This window comes from Acinetobacter sp. ABJ-A23_2, from assembly GCF_044538765.1.
In the GTDB taxonomy this organism is placed as follows: Bacteria; Pseudomonadota; Gammaproteobacteria; order Pseudomonadales; family Moraxellaceae; genus Acinetobacter; species Acinetobacter nosocomialis_A.
Window position 1 is genome coordinate 1 of record NZ_JBIUCP010000032.1, and the last position, 18,343, is coordinate 18,343.

The 18,343-nt window shown below is 38.3% G+C and carries 22 protein-coding genes and 1 riboswitch; of the genes, 14 read left to right on the top strand and 8 right to left on the bottom strand.

Translation table 11 applies throughout. The annotated features are described in order from the left end of the window. Positions 1–357 precede the first annotated feature (357 nt). From ACH63V_RS11855 to bioD, 5 genes are all read left to right on the top strand, one after another. The gene (locus ACH63V_RS11855; RefSeq protein ID WP_396463601.1) at positions 358–1,092 is read left to right on the top strand and encodes a hydrolase; all 735 of its coding nucleotides are present in this window, start codon (positions 358–360) and stop codon (positions 1,090–1,092) included. Positions 1,093–1,182: 90 nt separating this feature from the next. Further along, positions 1,183–2,463, top strand: coding sequence for an adenosylmethionine--8-amino-7-oxononanoate transaminase (bioA, locus tag ACH63V_RS11860; protein WP_396463602.1), 1,281 nt, complete (start codon positions 1,183–1,185; stop codon positions 2,461–2,463). 1 nt (position 2,464) lies between these two features. Further along, positions 2,465–3,622, top strand: coding sequence for an 8-amino-7-oxononanoate synthase (locus ACH63V_RS11865; protein ID WP_216985620.1), 1,158 nt, complete (start codon positions 2,465–2,467; stop codon positions 3,620–3,622). Further along, entirely contained in the window at positions 3,619–4,368 is a 750-nt protein-coding gene (gene bioC, locus ACH63V_RS11870) for a malonyl-ACP O-methyltransferase BioC (RefSeq protein WP_348898824.1), read from the top strand. Before ACH63V_RS11865 ends, bioC begins: the two co-directional genes overlap by 4 nt. Further along, a complete protein-coding gene (gene bioD / locus ACH63V_RS11875; RefSeq protein WP_216985618.1) occupies positions 4,369–5,013 on the top strand; it encodes a dethiobiotin synthase in 645 nt (214 codons plus the stop codon). A gap of 62 nt (positions 5,014–5,075) precedes the next feature. Here bioD and rluB read toward each other — a convergent pair whose 3' ends face one another. From rluB to ACH63V_RS11900, 5 genes are all read right to left on the bottom strand, one after another. Further along, positions 5,076–5,999, bottom strand: coding sequence for a 23S rRNA pseudouridine(2605) synthase RluB (gene rluB / locus ACH63V_RS11880; protein ID WP_263613051.1), 924 nt, complete (start codon positions 5,997–5,999; stop codon positions 5,076–5,078). 41 nt (positions 6,000–6,040) lie between these two features. Then, entirely contained in the window at positions 6,041–6,634 is a 594-nt protein-coding gene (scpB, locus tag ACH63V_RS11885) for an SMC-Scp complex subunit ScpB (RefSeq protein WP_004703403.1), read from the bottom strand. Then, positions 6,631–7,422, bottom strand: coding sequence for a ScpA family protein (locus ACH63V_RS11890; protein ID WP_212285592.1), 792 nt, complete (start codon positions 7,420–7,422; stop codon positions 6,631–6,633). The genes scpB and ACH63V_RS11890 overlap by 4 nt, the downstream gene beginning before the upstream one ends. Before the next feature lie 225 nt (positions 7,423–7,647). Continuing rightward, complete coding sequence (locus tag ACH63V_RS11895; protein ID WP_396463603.1) at positions 7,648–8,265, bottom strand: L-threonylcarbamoyladenylate synthase; 618 nt, start codon at positions 8,263–8,265, stop codon at positions 7,648–7,650. Positions 8,266–8,354: 89 nt separating this feature from the next. After that, the gene (locus ACH63V_RS11900) at positions 8,355–9,017 is read right to left on the bottom strand and encodes an elongation factor P hydroxylase (RefSeq protein WP_396463604.1); all 663 of its coding nucleotides are present in this window, start codon (positions 9,015–9,017) and stop codon (positions 8,355–8,357) included. 96 nt (positions 9,018–9,113) lie between these two features. Here ACH63V_RS11900 and ACH63V_RS11905 point away from each other — a divergent pair, with 96 nt between their 5' ends. The 6 genes from ACH63V_RS11905 (at position 9,114) to lysM (ending at position 12,787) form a co-directional block, all read left to right on the top strand. After that, positions 9,114–9,674, top strand: a complete 561-nt coding sequence (locus ACH63V_RS11905) for a DUF177 domain-containing protein (protein ID WP_002050389.1) — start codon at positions 9,114–9,116, stop codon at positions 9,672–9,674. A gap of 74 nt (positions 9,675–9,748) precedes the next feature. Continuing rightward, complete coding sequence (rpmF, locus tag ACH63V_RS11910) at positions 9,749–9,934, top strand: 50S ribosomal protein L32 (RefSeq protein WP_000290730.1); 186 nt, start codon at positions 9,749–9,751, stop codon at positions 9,932–9,934. Positions 9,935–10,086: 152 nt separating this feature from the next. Next, positions 10,087–11,073 (top strand): ACP S-malonyltransferase, encoded by a 987-nt coding sequence (gene fabD / locus ACH63V_RS11915; protein WP_311070148.1) that lies wholly within the window; start codon positions 10,087–10,089, stop codon positions 11,071–11,073. Beyond that, complete coding sequence (gene fabG, locus ACH63V_RS11920; protein WP_000191300.1) at positions 11,070–11,804, top strand: 3-oxoacyl-ACP reductase FabG; 735 nt, start codon at positions 11,070–11,072, stop codon at positions 11,802–11,804. The genes fabD and fabG overlap by 4 nt, the downstream gene beginning before the upstream one ends. Before the next feature lie 84 nt (positions 11,805–11,888). Then, positions 11,889–12,125 (top strand): acyl carrier protein, encoded by a 237-nt coding sequence (gene acpP / locus ACH63V_RS11925; protein ID WP_001279871.1) that lies wholly within the window; start codon positions 11,889–11,891, stop codon positions 12,123–12,125. A 188-nt stretch (positions 12,126–12,313) separates the two neighbouring features. After that, positions 12,314–12,787 (top strand): peptidoglycan-binding protein LysM, encoded by a 474-nt coding sequence (lysM, locus tag ACH63V_RS11930; RefSeq protein ID WP_263613054.1) that lies wholly within the window; start codon positions 12,314–12,316, stop codon positions 12,785–12,787. Between the two features lie 45 nt (positions 12,788–12,832). Here the strand turns inward: lysM and ACH63V_RS11935 are convergent, their stop codons facing one another. Continuing rightward, entirely contained in the window at positions 12,833–13,600 is a 768-nt protein-coding gene (locus ACH63V_RS11935; protein WP_396463605.1) for a hydroxymethylpyrimidine/phosphomethylpyrimidine kinase, read from the bottom strand. A gap of 97 nt (positions 13,601–13,697) precedes the next feature. Here ACH63V_RS11935 and ACH63V_RS11940 point away from each other — a divergent pair, with 97 nt between their 5' ends. Beyond that, on the top strand, positions 13,698–14,372 hold the full coding sequence (locus ACH63V_RS11940) for an HAD-IA family hydrolase (protein ID WP_396463606.1): 675 nt from the start codon (positions 13,698–13,700) through the stop codon (positions 14,370–14,372). A 58-nt stretch (positions 14,373–14,430) separates the two neighbouring features. On the opposite strand, the gene ribB is transcribed toward ACH63V_RS11940, so the two are convergent. Then, positions 14,431–15,090 (bottom strand): 3,4-dihydroxy-2-butanone-4-phosphate synthase, encoded by a 660-nt coding sequence (gene ribB / locus ACH63V_RS11945; RefSeq protein ID WP_004710300.1) that lies wholly within the window; start codon positions 15,088–15,090, stop codon positions 14,431–14,433. A 90-nt stretch (positions 15,091–15,180) separates the two neighbouring features. Next, positions 15,181–15,330: riboswitch (FMN riboswitch) on the bottom strand. A gap of 177 nt (positions 15,331–15,507) precedes the next feature. Here ribB and ACH63V_RS11950 point away from each other — a divergent pair. Next, the gene (locus tag ACH63V_RS11950; protein ID WP_396463607.1) at positions 15,508–17,289 is read left to right on the top strand and encodes a DUF2157 domain-containing protein; all 1,782 of its coding nucleotides are present in this window, start codon (positions 15,508–15,510) and stop codon (positions 17,287–17,289) included. Beyond that, positions 17,289–17,849, top strand: a complete 561-nt coding sequence (locus ACH63V_RS11955; RefSeq protein WP_396463608.1) for a GDYXXLXY domain-containing protein — start codon at positions 17,289–17,291, stop codon at positions 17,847–17,849. The genes ACH63V_RS11950 and ACH63V_RS11955 overlap by 1 nt, the downstream gene beginning before the upstream one ends. Positions 17,850–17,902: 53 nt before the next feature. Here the strand turns inward: ACH63V_RS11955 and panD are convergent, their stop codons facing one another. Next, positions 17,903–18,283 (bottom strand): aspartate 1-decarboxylase, encoded by a 381-nt coding sequence (gene panD / locus ACH63V_RS11960; protein WP_396463609.1) that lies wholly within the window; start codon positions 18,281–18,283, stop codon positions 17,903–17,905. Positions 18,284–18,343 lie beyond the last annotated feature (60 nt).

An 18,343-nucleotide genomic window follows, 5' to 3' on the forward strand; every position in this document is an offset into this window, starting at 1 on the left:
TATTAACATGCCCAATATTTTTGATCATTAATTAATCTTCTAGCATTAAAATGAATTGATGAGTCATTTTTTTTAATAAAAAAACATAAGTATTAACATTAATTACATTGCACAATGGATTTATGGGTGAAGTGTGGATTATGTTGTTTTTTGATTTGCTTCAATGTTTACATAATTAAATTTTTGTATATTTCATATGAATAATTTAGGCCTTACTTATCAATATATTTCAGAATATTAAACACCACTAAATGCCTGATTTTACTTTTTTGAAATTTAACTTTTATGTTGATTTTAAAGGATATTTAAAATTGATATTAATATATAATCTTGCAAAAGTTGGCTATGGACATGCATATGAAGTTACAAAATAAAATTTTATTGATTACAGGTTGGGGAGTAGGGATAGAACCTTTGCAATCACTTAAATTGCATTTGGAAAAAGCTGGTTTCGAAACACAACTAATTAATATTTTTGATATTTTAGAGAGTAACTCTCAAGCACAGCTTGATTTAGTGGCTGAAATTGATGTAGTGATAGGCTGGTCTTTAGGCGGACAGATAGCAACTCATCTCGTTGACTTTTTTTATAAACAAACTGGGCAAACTAAAACGTTAGTTACGCTCGCGTCGAATCCATGTTTTGTTGCTAACGATAATTGGCAAACAGCAATGCCTACTGATGTATTTAGTCAATTTAAAGCGTCTTTTTTACAGAACCCGCAAGCCACTTTAAAGCGTTTTTATTATTTGATTACACTTGGCTCATCTCAAGCGAAACAAGATTGGATGAGTGTACAAAACATCGCAAATCCACCCGCACAGGAAATACTGTTAGACGGTTTAAAAATGCTAGAACAGTTAAATTTGGTAGATAACTTGAAAAACTATTCAGGTCTACAGCTTCATCTGTTTGCTGAGCATGACAATGTCATTCCTTGCAAAATTATAGAGAATTTTAGGGATTTCCCGACAAAAAACATGACTTATAAGTTGCTAAAAGACGCTACACATGCTTTTCCCTACATACAGGTGGAAAGAACAATTGAAGAAATCTGCCAATTTTTAACAATTCATCAGCAAAGTTCATAAGCTTTGGTTGATCTCGCAATTTTCTTTCATTCTTAACAGGTTTAACATGTGCTAAATGAAAGATTTGATTGCTGTAAAAGGGTATAGAGGATGACCGATAATTTTGATTTGGAACATATTTGGCATCCATATACTTCAATGACCCAACCGTTACCCACATTTAAAGTGAAGCGTGCTTATGGTGCGACGATTGAACTCGATGATGGTAGAACTTTAATTGATGGTATGTCCTCTTGGTGGTGTGCAATTCATGGCTATAACCACCCTGAACTTAATCAAGCAGTGACCGATCAACTACAAAACATGTCACATATCATGTTTGGCGGGTTAACTCATGATCCTGCGATTCAGCTTGGAAAAATTCTTTTAAAAATTACACCGCCAAGTCTCGATAAAATTTTCTATGCAGACTCAGGATCAGTTGCTGTTGAAGTTGCTCTGAAAATGGCTGTGCAATTCTGGACAGCACAGGGCCAACCACAAAAAACAAATTTTATTACAACGCGTTCTGGTTACCACGGTGATACATGGAATGCGATGTCTGTCTGTGATCCGGTTACAGGTATGCATCAAATTTTTGGTACCAGCTTACCAAACCGTCTTTTTGTAGCGGCACCACAAACCAAATTCCACGAAGAATGGAATTCTCAAGATATTGCCGAGTTAGAACAAGCGATTCAGCAAAATCATGAAAAACTTGCCGCACTTATTATTGAACCAATTGTTCAAGGTGCAGGGGGCATGCGTTTTTATCATCCTGAATATTTACGTCAGGCTAAGGCGCTTTGTGAGAAATATCATCTGTTATTAATTTTTGATGAAATTGCTACTGGCTTTGGCCGTACAGGTAAGCTTTTTGCTTGGGAACATGCTCAAGTCGAGCCGGATATTATGTGCCTAGGTAAAGGGTTAACAGGCGGGTATATGACGTTATCTGCGACCTTAACAACAAAGCATGTTGCAGAAACGATTAGTCGTGGAGAGGCTGGGGTATTTATGCACGGCCCAACCTTTATGGCCAATCCACTTGCTTGTGCTGTTGCCTTGAGAAGTACACAATTATTAATTGAGCAAGATTGGGAAGCTAATATTAAGCGAATTGAGCAACAGCTTAGCCAACATTTAGTGCCTTTAAATCAGCTTGATTATATTGCTGATGTACGAGTGCTGGGTGCAATTGGTGTAGTAGAACTCACCTTTAATGTTGATATGAAAACTTTACAGCAACAATTTGTAGACCGTGGAATCTGGATTCGCCCTTTTGGCAAACTGGTTTATGTGATGCCACCTTATGTCATTACTCAACAAGAGCTAAGCGATTTGCTTGAACAATTAGTTGAAGTTGTTAAAACATTGCAGGGAGTGCATTAAGATGTCATTGCTTGATCATTTTGCTACAGAGTTAGATGAGTTAAAACAACAAGGTAATTTCAGACAATTTACTCAAAATGTACAGCATGGCCGTTTTATTACTATTCAAAATAAAACAATGCTCAACTTAGCTTCAAATGACTATCTTGGGTTGGCGGCTGATCTTAATCTTCGCCAAGAGTTTTTAGATAGCTTGCCATTAGAGCGCAGCTATTTTAGTTCTTCATCGGCCCGTTTATTGACGGGTAACTTTGATGAATATGAACAGTTGGAAAATAGCCTAAGCAAAGCATTTGGTGGTCGGTCGGCGCTGCTATTTAATAGTGGCTATCACATGAATATTGGTATTTTGCCAGCTGTTTCTGATAGCAAAACTTTAATTTTGGCAGATAAGTTAGTTCATGCGAGCATGATTGACGGTATACGTTTATCTGGTGCGCAGTATGTGCGTTATCGACATAATGATTTACAGCACTTAGAACAACTTCTGCAAAAGTATCATGATGATGACAAAATTGAACGAATCATTGTGGTCACAGAAAGTATTTTTAGTATGGATGGTGATGAAACGGATTTAGCCGCATTAGTTCAGCTTAAAAAACGTTTTGCTAAAACCATGCTGTATGTCGATGAAGCACACTCAATTGGTGTACGTGGTCAGCAAGGCTTAGGATGTGCTGAACAATATAATGTCATTCAGGAAATTGATTTTCTAGTTGGTACTTTCGGTAAAGCATTGGCAGCAGTCGGTGGTTACATTATTTGCGATCCAATTATTAAAGACTATCTTATTAATAAAATGCGCCCGCTTATTTTTACAACCTCTCAACCTCCGATTATTGTAGCCTGGGTAAACTTTATATTCCAAAAAGTATTGGTTGCTCAACCTCAGCGTGAACACTTAAAGAATATTAGCCAATATCTTCAACAAGCTGTTGTACAAAAGGGTTATGTAAGTCCGTCGACTAGTCATATTGTTCCAATTATTGTGGGAGAGAGTCAGGCTGCGATCGATAAGGCAAAACACGTTCAAGAAAGCGGCTTTTATGCCATGCCTGTACGCCCACCAACAGTACCTAAAAATAGTGCACGTTTGCGTATTTCTTTAACGTCAATGGTTGAACAACACGAGCTTGAAGCACTGGTGAGTTTTCTGTGAGTCTGAATAAAAACTTAGTTGCCGAGCGTTTTGCTAAAGCAGGGCAAAGCTATTCAGAGCATGCTGTTGTTCAAAAACAAATTTGCCAAAATTTAATGGGTTTACTAAAGCAGTTTTGCCCAAGTACGATGTCACGTGTTTTTGAAATCGGTTGTGGTTCTGGCAACTTAACTCGTCTGCTTGTTGAAGCTTTTCAAATTGAAGATTTAATTTTGAATGATCTGTATGCAGAGGTGCAGCAGCACTTTAATCATCAAGAACATTTGAAATGGTTAATTGGAGATGTTGAAACGTTAGAACTCCCTCAACAGCTCGATATGATTGTTTCAGGTTCTGCTTTGCAATGGATGCAAGATTTACTGCGTTTGCTTAAGCGTTGTAATGAAGCTTTAACTGACAGCGGTTGGTTATGCTTTTCAACATTTGGAGCTAAGAACTTAATTGAAATTAAAGAGCTAACTGGACAAGGCCTAAGTTACTGGTCGCTTGAAAATTGGACCAGTGCCTTAACTCAGGCTGGTTTTGAGATTTTGCATTTGTCAGAGTCACAAACTCAGCTCTATTTCGATTCACCTAAAGCCGTGTTGCAGCATTTAAAAGCAACAGGTGTAACTGCTACAGCTCAGCATCGTTGGACCAAGCAAAGTTTACAGCAGTTTTATCAAGATTATGAGCGGTTTAAGCATGCTGAGGGATATGCCTTAACATATCATCCAATTTATTGTATTGCCCGGAGAATGAAGTAAATGAGTGGTCAGGTCTATTTTGTGAGTGGGATTGATACTGAAATTGGTAAAACCTACGCGACAGGCTTTTTAGCAAAATTATGGACTGAGCAGGGTAAAAAAGTAATTACCCAAAAACTCATTCAAACAGGTAATGCTGATATTTCTGAAGATATCGAGAAGCATCGTGAAATTATGGGGCAAGGTTGGTTTCAGGAAGATCATGATAAGCTGACTATGCCTGAAATCTTTAGTTATCCTGCTTCACCTCATTTGGCAACACGCTTAGATAATCGAGAAATCGACTTTCAAAAAATTGAAAATGCGACTCAAACATTGGCTGAGCGTTTTGAAATTGTATTGTTAGAAGGTGCAGGGGGCTTAATGGTGCCATTAACTACAAGTCTACTCACTATTGACTATGTAGCTCAGCATCAGTTTCCCGTTATTTTAGTGACTTCTGGTCGTCTAGGAAGTATTAACCATACTTTGCTTAGTCTTGAGGCACTTAAGTCACGCGGCCTGAAATTAAAAGCTTTGGTTTATAACTTAAAAGATGAATCAAAAGATCCATTAATTTCGCAAGATACTTCAAATTATTTGAAGGACTATTTAGCCATTCATTTCCCTGAGGCTGAGTGGATTGAATTAGCAAAAATGAATTAAGTGCAAACCAGCAATAAAAAACCGCTCTAATGTGAGCGGTTTTTTTGATTTAAAAGCTTTACTTAGAACTTTTTAAATCCACGGTTAAAACCAGTCGATTTACGCTGATTACCTGTGTTAGCTGGCGCTTCTTTTTCATCATCACGACGTTGTTGACGTAAATAACCACCACGACGTGCTGCCATTGGCTTTTCAGTCATACGGTCAGTACGACGTTTTGCCATACCAAATAAACCTGTACCTTGACGTGGCTTTAATTCAACAGATTTTGCCAAGTTGTCGATGTCAGTTTTGTCTAACTCCATCCAACGACCCGTACGTAACTCACGTGGTAAAATAACAGTACCGTAACGAGTACGTAATAAGCGGCTTACTTTAAGACCTTGTGATTCGAAAATACGACGAACCTCGCGGTTACGGCCTTCTTTCACTACAACTTGATACCAGCGGTTAATACCTTCACCACCAATTTCAGAGAAAGATTCGAACTTGGCTGGACCATCTTCAAGCTCTACACCATTGACCATGTTTTGACGTAATTGTGGGGTTACTTCACCCATTACACGTACAGCGTATTCACGTTCAATTTCATTAGATGGGTGCATTAAGCGGTTAGCAAGCTCACCATCATTTGTAAATAGTAATAAACCTGTACTGTTAATATCCAGACGACCTACCATTACCCAACGGTCATTTGCAATTTGTGGCAAATGATCAAATACGGTTGGGCGTTTTTCTGGGTCATTACGTGAACAGATCTCACCCTCAGGTTTATAATAAATCAGTACACGACGACGAATTTCGTCCTCGATCTGGAACTGAACTTTACGGCCATCAATGCGTAATTCATCGCCTGGTTCAATGCGCTCACCCACTTGGGCAACGCTGCCGTTTACACTCACGCGTCCTGCGGCAATAACCTCTTCCATATATCGACGGGAACCTAATCCGATTCGCGCTAATACTTTTTGCAATTTTTCACTCATGACAGCACAACCTTAGACATAATGATCAACAGTCCACCTCTTTATGATTTCGGTGCATTCGCATCGAGAGCCATAAATGCTTCCTTGGCGTTCTGTAGGGGAGGCAATTGGCCTAAAGAGGCTAGACCAAAAGCATTCAGAAATTGAGGCGTTGTAATTAGCAACGCAGGTCTTCCGGGTAAATCTCTAAAACCGGCTTCTTTAATCCAGTTCCAGTCAAATAGCGTTCTGAGAATCTGACTATTATTAGATACACCACGAATTTGTTCAATATCAGCACGCGTGACTGGTTGATGATACGCAATGACAGCCAACGTTTCTAGTAAAGATGGCGACAGTTTTGTTGGTCGCTCTGGCCAAATCTGCGCAATAATATTGCGATATTTGGATCTTACCTGAAAACGGAAGCCTTGCGCGGTTTCAATCAACTCAATAGAGCGGCCATGTTGTAAGAGGGCAAGCTGTTGTAAAAGCTGACGAAGCTGTTGCTTGTTATATTGATTATTAAAAGCTTCTTTTAAACGAGCAATTGAAACAGGTGCTTCACTGGCAAAAATAATCGCTTCAAGTTGCAATAAAACTTCGTGATGAATGTCAGCTAATGACAAATCGGTATTATTTTGTTCAAAACTCATGCCGCAGACCCTTGAATAGCCAATGGAGCTTCAACACCTGTCGCAATAATTTTAATCTTTTGTTGTCGGGTCAATTCTAAAACAGCCATAAAAGTTACAACCATTCCCATACGGCCTTGTTGGGGATTCAGTAATTCTTTAAAACTTAACACGTCGCCTGACTCTAATTTCTCTTCAATATAAGCAATACGTTCTTCTAACAGTACAGGCTCTTGTGCAATTGTGTGCGTTACAGGTTCTGGACGGTTAAATACGCAAAATAGAGCATCGTGTAATGCTGAAACATCATAACCTTCATAAACAGGCGCAATATGTCCTAAGCTTACATTGGCACTAAATGTATCACGATCAAGAACTGGCATTTGACCTAAACGCTCAGCAGCTTGCTTAATGCGTAAATAAGTTTCTAGTCGATCAATAAGATCCTGCTTGGGATCTTTTTCAATACTCACTACAGTAGGTTTAGGTAAGAGTAAGCGAGACTTCAAATCAGCCAATAAAGCAGCCATCACCATATAGTCGGCAGTCAGCTCAATATTTAAGGATTTCATGCTATCCATATAAGCTAAATATTGAGTGGCAATAGGGGCGATATCGAGCTGAACTAAATCAAAACCGTTTTTCTGAATCAGATAAATTAAAAAGTCGAGTGGTCCTTCAAACTGTTCGAGTAAAATCTCAAAGGCAGCCGGAGGAATATAAAGATCTTCAGGAATCGTGTCGTGCCACTCATCTAAAACACGGATGTGTGGAACGTCTTCCATGGATTGATGAAGTGATTGGTTCATTACGATTATAAGCCACGCGAATTTTCAAAAGCATGAGACTTGTTTTCAAGTCAATAAGAGCTGTAGCAGAAGAACAGCAGATAGTGCAAAACATTCTAAAGGAATTGTGACTTTTAATAAATTGCTTAACGACTAAAGTGTAAAAAAAATCCAAACTAAATAAAGAGTATTTTTTTTCTTGATAATACTTTTTTTTTAACTGTTGGTAAAAAGGAGAATAAGTGCTTATTCGAAAGCACTTACATCTCCAGCACCATGACGGATAATTTCTGGATGTTCACCCGATAAGTCAACAATACTAGTGGTAGTTAAAGTACCGAACCCACCATCGATAAAGACATCAATACGTTTAGCCAACTGATTTTCAATATCATAAGGATCATCAAGAGGGTCTTCTTGCCCTGGTAAAATCAATGTACTTGTCAGTAAAGGTTCACCAAGTTCTTTTAATAAAGCCTGACAAATCGGATTACTCGGAATACGTAAACCAATCGTTTTCTTTTTAGGGTGCATTAACCGGCGCGGAACTTCGCTGGTTGCAGGTAAAATGAAAGTCGTAATGGCAGGTGTATTTGCCTTTAATAATCTATAAGTCGCATTATCAACTTTTGCATAAGTGGCAATATCTGATAAATCGCAACACATAATTGCATATTGATGTTTAGGACCTAAATCACGAATATGGGCAATACGTTCCATCGCATTTTTATTACCAATCTGGCATCCGATTGCATAGGCAGCATCGGTAGGGTAGACCACAACATCTCCTGCACGAATACGCTCAACCGCTTGGTCAATGAGGCGTTGCTGTGGATTTTCAGGATGTACATGTAAATGCAGCATATTTTAGAGACTCCATCACGCCAGTATTAAAAATAGTATTAGACTTTTCAAACTTGGGAAGCAAGTAACTTACGTAGTTTTTTTGTCATTTAATCAAGGAGTTCACGTTTAAATTCATTTAATTGTAACGCTGCGCCTGCTCGCGTACATTGGCAAATACATTCAATGAATCTTGCTGCATCGACGGGTAGTTTAGCTTCACCAGAAAAGTAACGTTGTACTTGGGCATAAACATTATCTTTAAACTTTTTGCCATCTCCGCTATCACCTGTCAGGTTATCTAGAGATACTCTAAATTTTCTGCTAAAAGACTGAGCAAATAGCCATTCAATGGCTTGAGGTTTGATTTCTACTTGTTCAAATAAATCCTGCTGTTCTTTAGTTCGACCATCTGGCGCATACCAATAACCTAAATCGGGTAGTAGGCGACGTTTTGCACCTGCAATTGTCCAATGGCTAATTTCATGCAAAGCGCTATTGAAAAAACCATGGGCAAATTGAATTTTAGCTGGCTCATGTTCATTCGCTGGGAAATATTCTGGTTCAAATTCTCCACGAACTAATGTCACATTATGGTGGGAAAACCAGTGATTAAAGTGTAAAATAAGCCAATCAACTTGCTCAGACTCTAATTTTGAGCTTGGCCATGGTGAGAGTTGCACCATGTCAGGTAAAAGAGTGTTTTGGTGAGTTGAATGGGTGCAAACGAGTAATGAAGTGTTAACTTCAGGTTGCGGCTGCAACAGGTGCATTGCTTAATTTACCCCGAGTTCTGTCTAAAGAAGTACAAAATTGTATCTTAATCTTTGACAGAGTACCGATGAATTTGTAGAATTGCCGCCTTAATTATGTCAGCAAATACCTTTCCGGCACAGATTGAGCCGTTTAAATGGGCTGAACAAGGCTTTACATGGTCAGGTCAACTGCCATTGTCTCGTCTTGCTCGTATTGCTCGTGAAGCTGTTGGGTCAATTGATAACCAATTGATCAACATAGACTGTAAGCTATCAATGGATGCCTATCATCGTATTGTGTGGTTAGATGGTCATATGGAAACAAAAGTTCCGATGGAGTGCCAACGTTGTTTGGAACCTGTCGAAATGCCAATTGTTTCTGACTTTCATATTGCACTTGTAGATGATGAGTCACTGATAGAGCGCTTGGATGAGGATGCTGATTTCATCGTTTTAGGTGAAAGTGAGTCTTCGACAAAAGGTGATTTTGATACACCTGCTTCGATTAACTTACTCGCATTACTAGAAGATGAACTGTTATTGTTGATGCCTTTATCTCCCAAGCATGATGCTTGTGAACATAAACATCAACCTACCATTCAGAACGTTGTCGAAGAGAAACGGGATAACCCGTTTGATGTTTTGGCAGGTTTGAAGGGTAAACTTAACTCATAATTTGTGTTATGATTATGAGATAAGACAACTGAATTTGTTCTGATCCATTTTTTCGATCTTTGTAAGGAGCCATCATGGCCGTTCAGCAAAACCGTAAAAGTCGCTCTCGCCGTGACATGCGCCGTTCACATGACGCTTTAACCGAGAATGCATTAACAGTAGACCAAGCAACTGGTGAAACTCATCGTCGTCACCACGTGACTAAAGACGGTTTCTACCGTGGTCGCCAATTATTCGCTAAAGCAGCTGATGCTGAATAATTGCATGATATGCATTAAGCGTGATGCTTAAGTATAGAAAAAATGGGAGCGAAAGCTCCCTTTTTTTGTTGTTTTTCGCAATTATAAATATACAAATTAAATGTTAAATTTCCGCTCCAGAGAAATGAGTGAAAACCCAAAAAGGATTTCTTATGTCTGCTAAACGTCTTGAACAAGTAGCTTTAGCCACAAAAACTGCATTTGTGTTTCCGGGTCAAGGTTCACAAAAAGTTGGTATGCTCGCTGAACTCGCAGAACAGTTTAGTGGAGTTGGGCAAACTTTTGCTGAAGCTTCAGACGCGCTAGGATTTGATCTTTGGCACATTGCGCAAAGTGGTGAAGGTTTAGACCAAACAGAAAACACCCAACCTGTATTATTAACTGCCAGCATCGCTTTATGGCGTCTATGGTTAGATTTAGGTGGTTTAGCCCCTAAATACCTTGCAGGGCACTCTTTAGGTGAATACAGCGCTTTAGTTGCAGCGGGTTCAATGAGTTTGGCAGATGCAGTTAAATTAGTTAATTTGCGTGGAAAACTCATGCAAAGTGCTGTTCCTCAAGGGGAAGGTGCTATGGCTGCAATTCTTGGTTTGGCCGATGATAAAGTAGTTGAATTGTGCCAAAGCGTGACTGCATCGGGTCAAGGTTCAGTTGAAGCTGCAAATTATAATTCACAAGGTCAGGTTGTAATTGCGGGTAGTACTGCATCTGTACAGCAAGTTATGGCATTGGCAAAAGAACAATCTGCTAAGGCAATTGCTTTACCAGTTTCTGTACCTTCGCATTGTTCATTGATGAAACCTGCTGCAGAGAAATTTGCAGAAGCTTTGGAACAAACTGCCATTGAGCTACCTACCATTCCTGTAATACAAAATGTCAACGCGGGAATTGCTACCGATGTTGCTCAATTACGTCAGGCTTTAACGGCACAATTGTACCAGTCTGTACAATGGACTCGTACCATGCAGTCTCTACAAGACCAAGGTATTCAGTACATTGTTGAGTGTGGTCCAGGTACAGTATTGAGTAATCTCGCAAAGCGTTTACCAAATATTGAAAAAGCTTTTTCTATTGATAGTAAGAGCAAAATGGAAGATGCCCTAAATGCTGTTTTAGTGGCAGAAGGAAAAATTGCATGACACAAGAACGCAAAGTTGCATTAGTAACGGGCGCGAGTCGGGGCATTGGCGCTGCAATTGCCCAGCAACTTATTCAAGACGGTTATTTTGTCGTAGGTACTGCGACTTCTGAATCTGGTGCACAAAAGCTAACTGATAGCTTTGGTGAACAAGGTGCAGGTTTGGCGCTCGACGTGCGTAATCTCGATGAGATTGAAGCAGTCGTGTCTCATATTGAACAGAACTATGGTCCTGTACTTGTTCTTGTTAACAATGCAGGTATTACGAAAGACAATTTGTTGCTTCGTATGTCTGAAGATGATTGGGATGACATTCTCAATATCCACCTTAAAGCCGTTTATCGTTTATCTAAACGCGTACTTAAAGGTATGACGAAAGCACGTTTTGGTCGAATTATTAATATCAGTTCTGTTGTTGCTCATTTTGCAAACCCAGGCCAAGCAAACTACTCTGCTGCTAAAGCAGGTATTGAAGCATTTAGCCGTAGCCTTGCAAAAGAGATGGGTAGCCGCCAAATTACTGTAAACAGTGTGGCACCAGGTTTTATTGCAACAGAAATGACAGATGCACTTAGTGAAGACATTCGCAAAAAAATGAGTGATCAAGTGGCTTTAAATCGCTTAGGTGAGCCACAAGATATCGCAAATGCGGTGAGTTTCCTTGCAAGTGATAAAGCAGGTTACATTACCGGTACGGTATTACATGTAAATGGTGGTTTATACATGGCCTAACGCCGATGTATAAACTTTTAAAAATTTTTATATTCAATTAAACTAGTGGCAAATCAAACGCCACAAGCAATGAGGAGAATTCCTGTGAGCGATATCGAACAACGCGTTAAACAAGCGGTTGCAGAACAACTTGGTCTTAAAGCTGAAGAGATTAAAAACGAAGCATCTTTCATGGATGACTTGGGTGCTGACTCTTTAGATTTAGTTGAACTTGTTATGTCTTTCGAAAATGACTTCGACATCACTATCCCTGATGAAGATTCAAACGAAATCACTACAGTTCAATCTGCAATTGACTATGTAACTAAAAAACTTGGTTAATTCGCATATTGCTGATTAAAAAGAAGGCCACCGTAAGGTGGCTTTTTTTATTTGAGTAAAATCATTGAGAGAGATACATATTTTTACAAGATCAACCTTAATTGATAGCAGAGGTGCCTCTTTTTTCAAGTATAACAATAAGGGTCAGTTTAATGACTTTACTATAAACAATAAGATGAGGACTAAAAATGGGTCTTTTTGATTTTGTAAAAGGTATTGGTAAGAAAAATACCGCACCAGCAGAACCACAACCAGCTCCAGCAACGCCAGCAGAACCTTCTGCACAAGAAGTGGCAAATAAATTATTGGGATTAATTAAAAGTTTAGGCCTTGGGGTGGAAGGCTTATCTGTAACATATAATGGTTCAACTGATACTGCGACTATTAATGGTCAAGTACAAAGCCAAGCGGATAAAGAAAAGATTATTCTTATTGTTGGTAACATCGATCATGTTGCACATGTAGATGACCAGATGACTGTTGTGACTCCAGAACCGGAAAGCAAATTTTATACAGTAAAATCTGGTGATAATCTTTCAAAAATTGCGAAAGAATTTTATGGCGATGCAAACCAGTATCCGAAAATCTTTGAAGCAAATAAACCAATGTTGAAAGATCCAGATGAGATTTTCCCTGGACAAGTTTTACGTATTCCACAGTAATTGGAATAAATAAAAAGGCGCTTAAAGCGCCTTTTTATTTGGTTGTTAAAATCGTTTTGGAATCTTTTGTCCATTAGGTACGGGTGTTTCGGCATTTTTTAAAACACCAAATAACCATGTTTCTGCATGTTGTACTGCAATTTTTAGAGAATCACCTAAAGCTAAGCGACCTGCAATAAAACTCGCTAATGAACAACCTGAGCCATGATATTCGCCTTCAAGGCGAGGACAACTACTACTCGCTGCAAGTTCACCATCAATATATAAACTATTTTTAATGAAGTCGGGGGTATCTTCGTGTCCACCTTTTACTAATACAGCTTTAGCACCCATTTCAAAAAGTTTTTTGGTTGCTTGCTCTAAGTCGTCAATACCTGTTAATGCTCGTAATTCAACTGTATTGGGGGTAATAAGAGTCGCTAGGGGAATCAGTTCAACAAATGCTTTAACTAAGGTTGCTTGGTCACCTAAAGAACCACCGCTATTTGCAACTAAAACAGGGTCAAGTACATATTGATAATCAGGATGAGCACGTAAAAATTCAGCGAGTGCAGCAATATTATCTGTGGTGCCCAGCATACCTGACTTAACACATTTAATGGGTAAGTCACCTACCACGGCATTAGCTTGAGCTAGTAATAGTTCTTTTGAGGTCGCTTCAAAGCCAAATACTTGTTGTGAGTTTTGAATGGTAAGAGCAGTACATGCAATTGCTGTATGGGCGCCACTTTGTCCAATCGCTTCAATATCGGCTTGTAAACCTGCACCACCTGAAGGGTCTAAACCCGAGAAACAAAGTACGGTTGGACGCACGGTTATTTCCTTTTCAATTTAAATTTACGTTAGTATAAGAGAGTTTGATTAAACTCTCGACCAATTGAATTAAATACTTTACTGGGTTAATGATTGAATGGCTATAAAACATATTTTGATTGATTTAGATGGAACCTTAACAGACCCAAAAGTTGGTATCCATACTTCAATTCGCTATGCAATGGAGAAATTAGGCTATCCATTGGCTGCCGATTTAGATATTGACTGGACAATTGGTCCACCATTAAAGCCATCACTCGCAAAATTATTAGCTACTCAAGATGATGATTTAGCTGAACAAGCTTTAATGGCTTATCGTGAGCGTTTCTCGGTCATTGGTTTATTTGAAAATGAAGTATATCCATCTGTTGCAAAAACGCTTAGCGCTTTAAAAAAAGAAGGATATCGTTTATTTGTTGCTACTGCTAAACCAACAATTTATGCGAAACGAATTTTAGATCATTTTGAATTAAGCCAATATTTTGTACATATTTATGGCAGTGAATTGACGGGTGAGCGGACCAATAAAGCTGAGCTTATTCATTATATTCTTGAGCATGAGCAATTAAACCCAGAAGAGTGTTTAATGGTAGGTGACCGTCAATATGATGTTTTAGGTGCTCGCCACAATGGTATTGAGGCGGTAGCTGTGACTTACGGTTATGGAACAGCAGAGGAATTTGCTCAAGCACAGCCAAAAGCAATGATTAATCAGTTCTCTGAACTTTTGGACTATGTTGAAGAACTGGCAGCACAAAAGAAAGTTTCTTAAATATAAATAAGTTTTAATTTATAGGTTTGGCTTTGGTCTAAAGCCAAACCTTTTTTATTTAAATACCGTGTTGTTGACGGTATTGAACAAGTTCTTCAATCGTAATCACAGTTAAGTGATGAGTTTGTGCATATGCTAAAACTTGAATGCCTGATGCCATAGTACCATCTGGATTAGTCAATTCACATAACACACCAGCAGGTTTTAGACCGGCTAATCTTGCTAGATCAATTGTTCCCTCAGTATGACCACGTCGAGTAAGCACGCCACCATTACGTGCACGTAATGGGAAAACGTGACCAGGACGATTTAAGTCGCTTGCAACAGCACCATCTTTAATAGCAGTTTTAATGGTTGTTACACGGTCTTTAGCAGAAACACCAGTGGTAACGCCTTGAGCGGCTTCAATGGTCACTGTAAAAGCAGTATGAAACTGACTTGAGTTTTGAGAAACCATTGGTGGAAGATCTAAATGATCTGCTAATTCTTCTGTCAGGCATAAACATACAATACCTGAGCCATCACGAATCATACGTGCCATGGTCTCAACAGTTAGCGTTTCTGCTGCAACGATTAAATCTGCTTCATTTTCACGATCAAAGTCATCCATAACCAAGACAGGTTTGCCTTGACGGATATCTTCTAATGCTTGTTGAATACGCTGCTCAGCAGGAGAGAGGGCTGAGAAAAAAAGTTCTGGTTGAATTAAGCTAGACATAATGAAACGCTCTCGTAAAAATACGGTTGAACATTTCAGGACTGATGTAAAAACAGGCTGGCACTGAAATAAAACGGATTTATCCCAGTTCGTCGTCTTCTTTCATCCGGACTATACCGTCGGCTTTGGAGTTTCACCAAATCTGCTCAAATTACACAATTTAAGCTCGTGGGCTTGTTAATCTATTCATAAAATTAACTTTACCACCGGTGGGGAATTACACCCCGCCCTGAAGCGATGGGTTTTATTATAGCGCGCTTGGCAAAATTGGCTAGATGCTTTTGTAGAATGCTAAGTCTCATTATGAATAAGTATTTTCATAAATCGAAATAGGTTTTTTTAACAAGAGCTTACTTGTTGGTTTTAAAAGTGAATGCTATGTTTTTTATAGAAAATTATAAATAAAACAGGTTTTTCATGCAGATTAGAGACGATTATCCCTTTAGGAATACTTTATTTATTCAGCATCTCCATATTTTTAGTTATGTATTTATGGCGCTCAGTATTCTTTATTTAATTGCTGCTAACTGGTTGATGCTTCCTGATAGCATTCAACTCATCATTTCACCTGTTATATTACTTGTCACTGCTTGGGTGAGCGTAAAAGATACCTTAAGTGAGGGAGTTCGGCAGACCTTACATAGCATTTGTGGCTTGATGGTCGGTTTGAGTCTGGCTGTAATAGGGCAAGTTTATCAAACAGGTGCAGACACTTATTTATTGTTCTTGATTTGGACTTTGCTTTTATTGCCTTGGTTATATCGACCTAATATCGGTATTTTTGCTTTAGTTTGTATTTCAAGCCAACTTACACTTTTTTTATTTTTTAGACAGACTTTTTGGGCAGAGAAGTTTCCCTACCTGTATCTTTTTGCTCTAAATCTATTAAGTCTTGTGCAGTTTTGGATCTGCCAAAAAAAATATACGGCTTTACGTTTTATTTTTATTGCTTGGTTCGCTGTCATTTCAATAATAGGAATGATCCAATTTTTATCGAATAAAAATTTACCGTATTTGATCTCGGCTTTCTTTCTAGGCGTTATTGCTTTCTATTATTTCTTTAAAAAGAATGATCAGCTATGTGCCAGTTTAATGGCTGCTGTTCTCGGTGTAACCGCAACAATATGGCTTATAGATGGTATTAATCATTTATTTAAAGACTCTAATGAGTTCATTTTTTTATTGATTGCTGGCATTATTTTTACTTGGTTTGCACTCATTAGTTATTTCTTAATAAGAATTTTTCGCCAAAGCCGTTTTTATGTCATTCCTTTAGCAATTGGTGCTTGGCTTGCTGGCTTAGCACTTGCAGCTTTTACGCTGGTGTTTTGGGAGACTATTTCTTTAGTTATTGGCATCATCTTTGTTGCTATAGCTATAACTTTATTAACAAAATCTCAAAGCTATTTCATTCGGCAATTTGCATATTGTTTATTTGTGAGTGGGCAGACTGCTTTTTTATTCCATCTTGGTTCAGAGACGAATCAAATTCTATGGGTATTGATTGCCCAGATTTTTATTCTATATATCAGTTATTTTCTTAAGCCTCATTGGTTCTTTATTTTAATTCAAATGCTGGCAACTTATAGCATAGGATTTATCTACATACTGCAACTAGACCATTCATTGTGGTCAGTACATTCGACTCAAACTTATTTCAATTTAACTTTACTTAACTATTTAATTTTTAGCTTAGTACTATTTATAGGGAGTAAAGCAGCTATATCGTATGAGCGGAGTATCTTTTTATGCGTACTTGCTGTGATTTTGGTGAACTCATTCTTTGATAATTTTATAGGGTTAGCATTGCTTGATTCGGCTGATCAGTCATCATGGTTTTTCTATGTTTTACCAAGTCTATGGTTATTGTGCTTTAGTTTTTTCTATCTCTATAGGCAACTTCACGCTATAACTTTTTTTGCTTTTTTAATTTTTGCCATAGTACTTATTGCACTCGGCTATTTTGAAGTATTCATTCTATTTGTAATTTTGACATGGGCTTTAAAAAATAAAGATCACATTGTTTATGGTATCACGCTCCTTGTGTTCGCTATTGTGCTTTGGCAACTTTATTACAGTTTGCAATTAAGTTTTCTAGCTAAAAGTGCATCAATCTTGGTGTCCGGAATGATATTGTTGGCCTTATATAGGTTGCTCCTACAAGAAGCTAAGAACAATTGTATTGAGGGAGAAAAGTAATGAAAAAGTATTTCTCTCTTATTCTTGCAATAGTTACTGTATTAGTTTTTGCAGGTTTGGTTGTGAAAAATGAATGGCGCCTGCATCAGAGTAAAAGTATTTTTATTAAGCTTAAGCCAGTTGATCCTCGCTCCATATTACAAGGGGACTACATGGCGCTGGCGTATGAATTAAATTTACAATCTCTTAAAGCACTTTCAGGAAGCGAAGGTGAAGCTTTAGATCAAGTGATTCTTAATCATGCCAATATTCCAGCAAAAGTTATTTTGGATTCACAAAATCGAGTAGTTCGTACAATTTTAGATACTCACAATTCATTTGCTGGGCAAAGTTTAATTTTAAAAAATCCTGAAAATCGTTTGCAGGCTTTATATCCAGCTTCTCGAAGTTTTTTATTTGCCGAAGGTCTAGCTCAATGCTATGAAAAAGCAAAGTATGCTGAATTTAAGGTAAATACAAAAGGCGAGGCGACTTTATTTAATTTAAGAGGAGAAGAACTACAGCCTTTAAACTGTAAGCAGCAGCGAAGCTGGTGGAAGGGGACTGCTAGGAATTTGTAAAGTCTTATAAAAAAAGCCCGTATTTACGGGCTTTTTCATTTTTAAATCTTTAATCAAGCAACTTGTACAGGAATGCAATTCGCTGTGTGGTTGACTGTATTATCTGGGTTTGCATATACCAAACGTGGTTTATGAGCATTTGCTTCAACTTCTGTGAAATCACCAAATGTAGCAATAATAACTAAATCGCCTACATCTGCTTGGTGAGCAGCACCACCGTTTACTGAAATAATGCCAGAGTTTTCTTCACCACGAATCGCGTAAGTTGTGAAGCGCTTGCCATTAGTTACGTTCCAAACGTGGATTTCTTCGTATTCACGAATACCAGCTAAATCCATCAATACGCCATCAATTGCACAAGAACCTTCATAGTGAAGTTCAGCATGGGTTACAACTGCACGGTGAATTTTGCATTTTAATAAACGAGATAGCATGGCTAGCGTCTCCTGAGTAGACCTAAGAAGATCTTATAGTGAAATCTTTTGTCTTTGCCA

Bases quoted from the DNA above. Each gene is read 5' to 3' on its own strand.
- ACH63V_RS11855 (WP_396463601.1), top strand. From the start codon at position 358: ATGAAGTTACAAAATAAAATTTTATTGATTACAGGTTGGGGAGTAGGG.
- bioA (WP_396463602.1), top strand. From the start codon at position 1,183: ATGACCGATAATTTTGATTTGGAACATATTTGGCATCCATATACTTCA.
- ACH63V_RS11865 (WP_216985620.1), top strand. From the start codon at position 2,465: ATGTCATTGCTTGATCATTTTGCTACAGAGTTAGATGAGTTAAAACAA.
- bioD (WP_216985618.1), top strand. From the start codon at position 4,369: ATGAGTGGTCAGGTCTATTTTGTGAGTGGGATTGATACTGAAATTGGT.
- rluB (WP_263613051.1), bottom strand. From the start codon at position 5,999: ATGAGTGAAAAATTGCAAAAAGTATTAGCGCGAATCGGATTAGGTTCC.
- scpB (WP_004703403.1), bottom strand. From the start codon at position 6,634: ATGAGTTTTGAACAAAATAATACCGATTTGTCATTAGCTGACATTCAT.
- ACH63V_RS11890 (WP_212285592.1), bottom strand. From the start codon at position 7,422: ATGAACCAATCACTTCATCAATCCATGGAAGACGTTCCACACATCCGT.
- ACH63V_RS11895 (WP_396463603.1), bottom strand. From the start codon at position 8,265: ATGCTGCATTTACATGTACATCCTGAAAATCCACAGCAACGCCTCATT.
- ACH63V_RS11900 (WP_396463604.1), bottom strand. From the start codon at position 9,017: ATGCACCTGTTGCAGCCGCAACCTGAAGTTAACACTTCATTACTCGTT.
- ACH63V_RS11905 (WP_002050389.1), top strand. From the start codon at position 9,114: ATGTCAGCAAATACCTTTCCGGCACAGATTGAGCCGTTTAAATGGGCT.
- rpmF (WP_000290730.1), top strand. From the start codon at position 9,749: ATGGCCGTTCAGCAAAACCGTAAAAGTCGCTCTCGCCGTGACATGCGC.
- fabD (WP_311070148.1), top strand. From the start codon at position 10,087: ATGTCTGCTAAACGTCTTGAACAAGTAGCTTTAGCCACAAAAACTGCA.
- fabG (WP_000191300.1), top strand. From the start codon at position 11,070: ATGACACAAGAACGCAAAGTTGCATTAGTAACGGGCGCGAGTCGGGGC.
- lysM (WP_263613054.1), top strand. From the start codon at position 12,314: ATGGGTCTTTTTGATTTTGTAAAAGGTATTGGTAAGAAAAATACCGCA.
- ACH63V_RS11940 (WP_396463606.1), top strand. From the start codon at position 13,698: ATGGCTATAAAACATATTTTGATTGATTTAGATGGAACCTTAACAGAC.
- ribB (WP_004710300.1), bottom strand. From the start codon at position 15,090: ATGTCTAGCTTAATTCAACCAGAACTTTTTTTCTCAGCCCTCTCTCCT.
- ACH63V_RS11950 (WP_396463607.1), top strand. From the start codon at position 15,508: ATGCAGATTAGAGACGATTATCCCTTTAGGAATACTTTATTTATTCAG.
- ACH63V_RS11955 (WP_396463608.1), top strand. From the start codon at position 17,289: ATGAAAAAGTATTTCTCTCTTATTCTTGCAATAGTTACTGTATTAGTT.
- panD (WP_396463609.1), bottom strand. From the start codon at position 18,283: ATGCTATCTCGTTTATTAAAATGCAAAATTCACCGTGCAGTTGTAACC.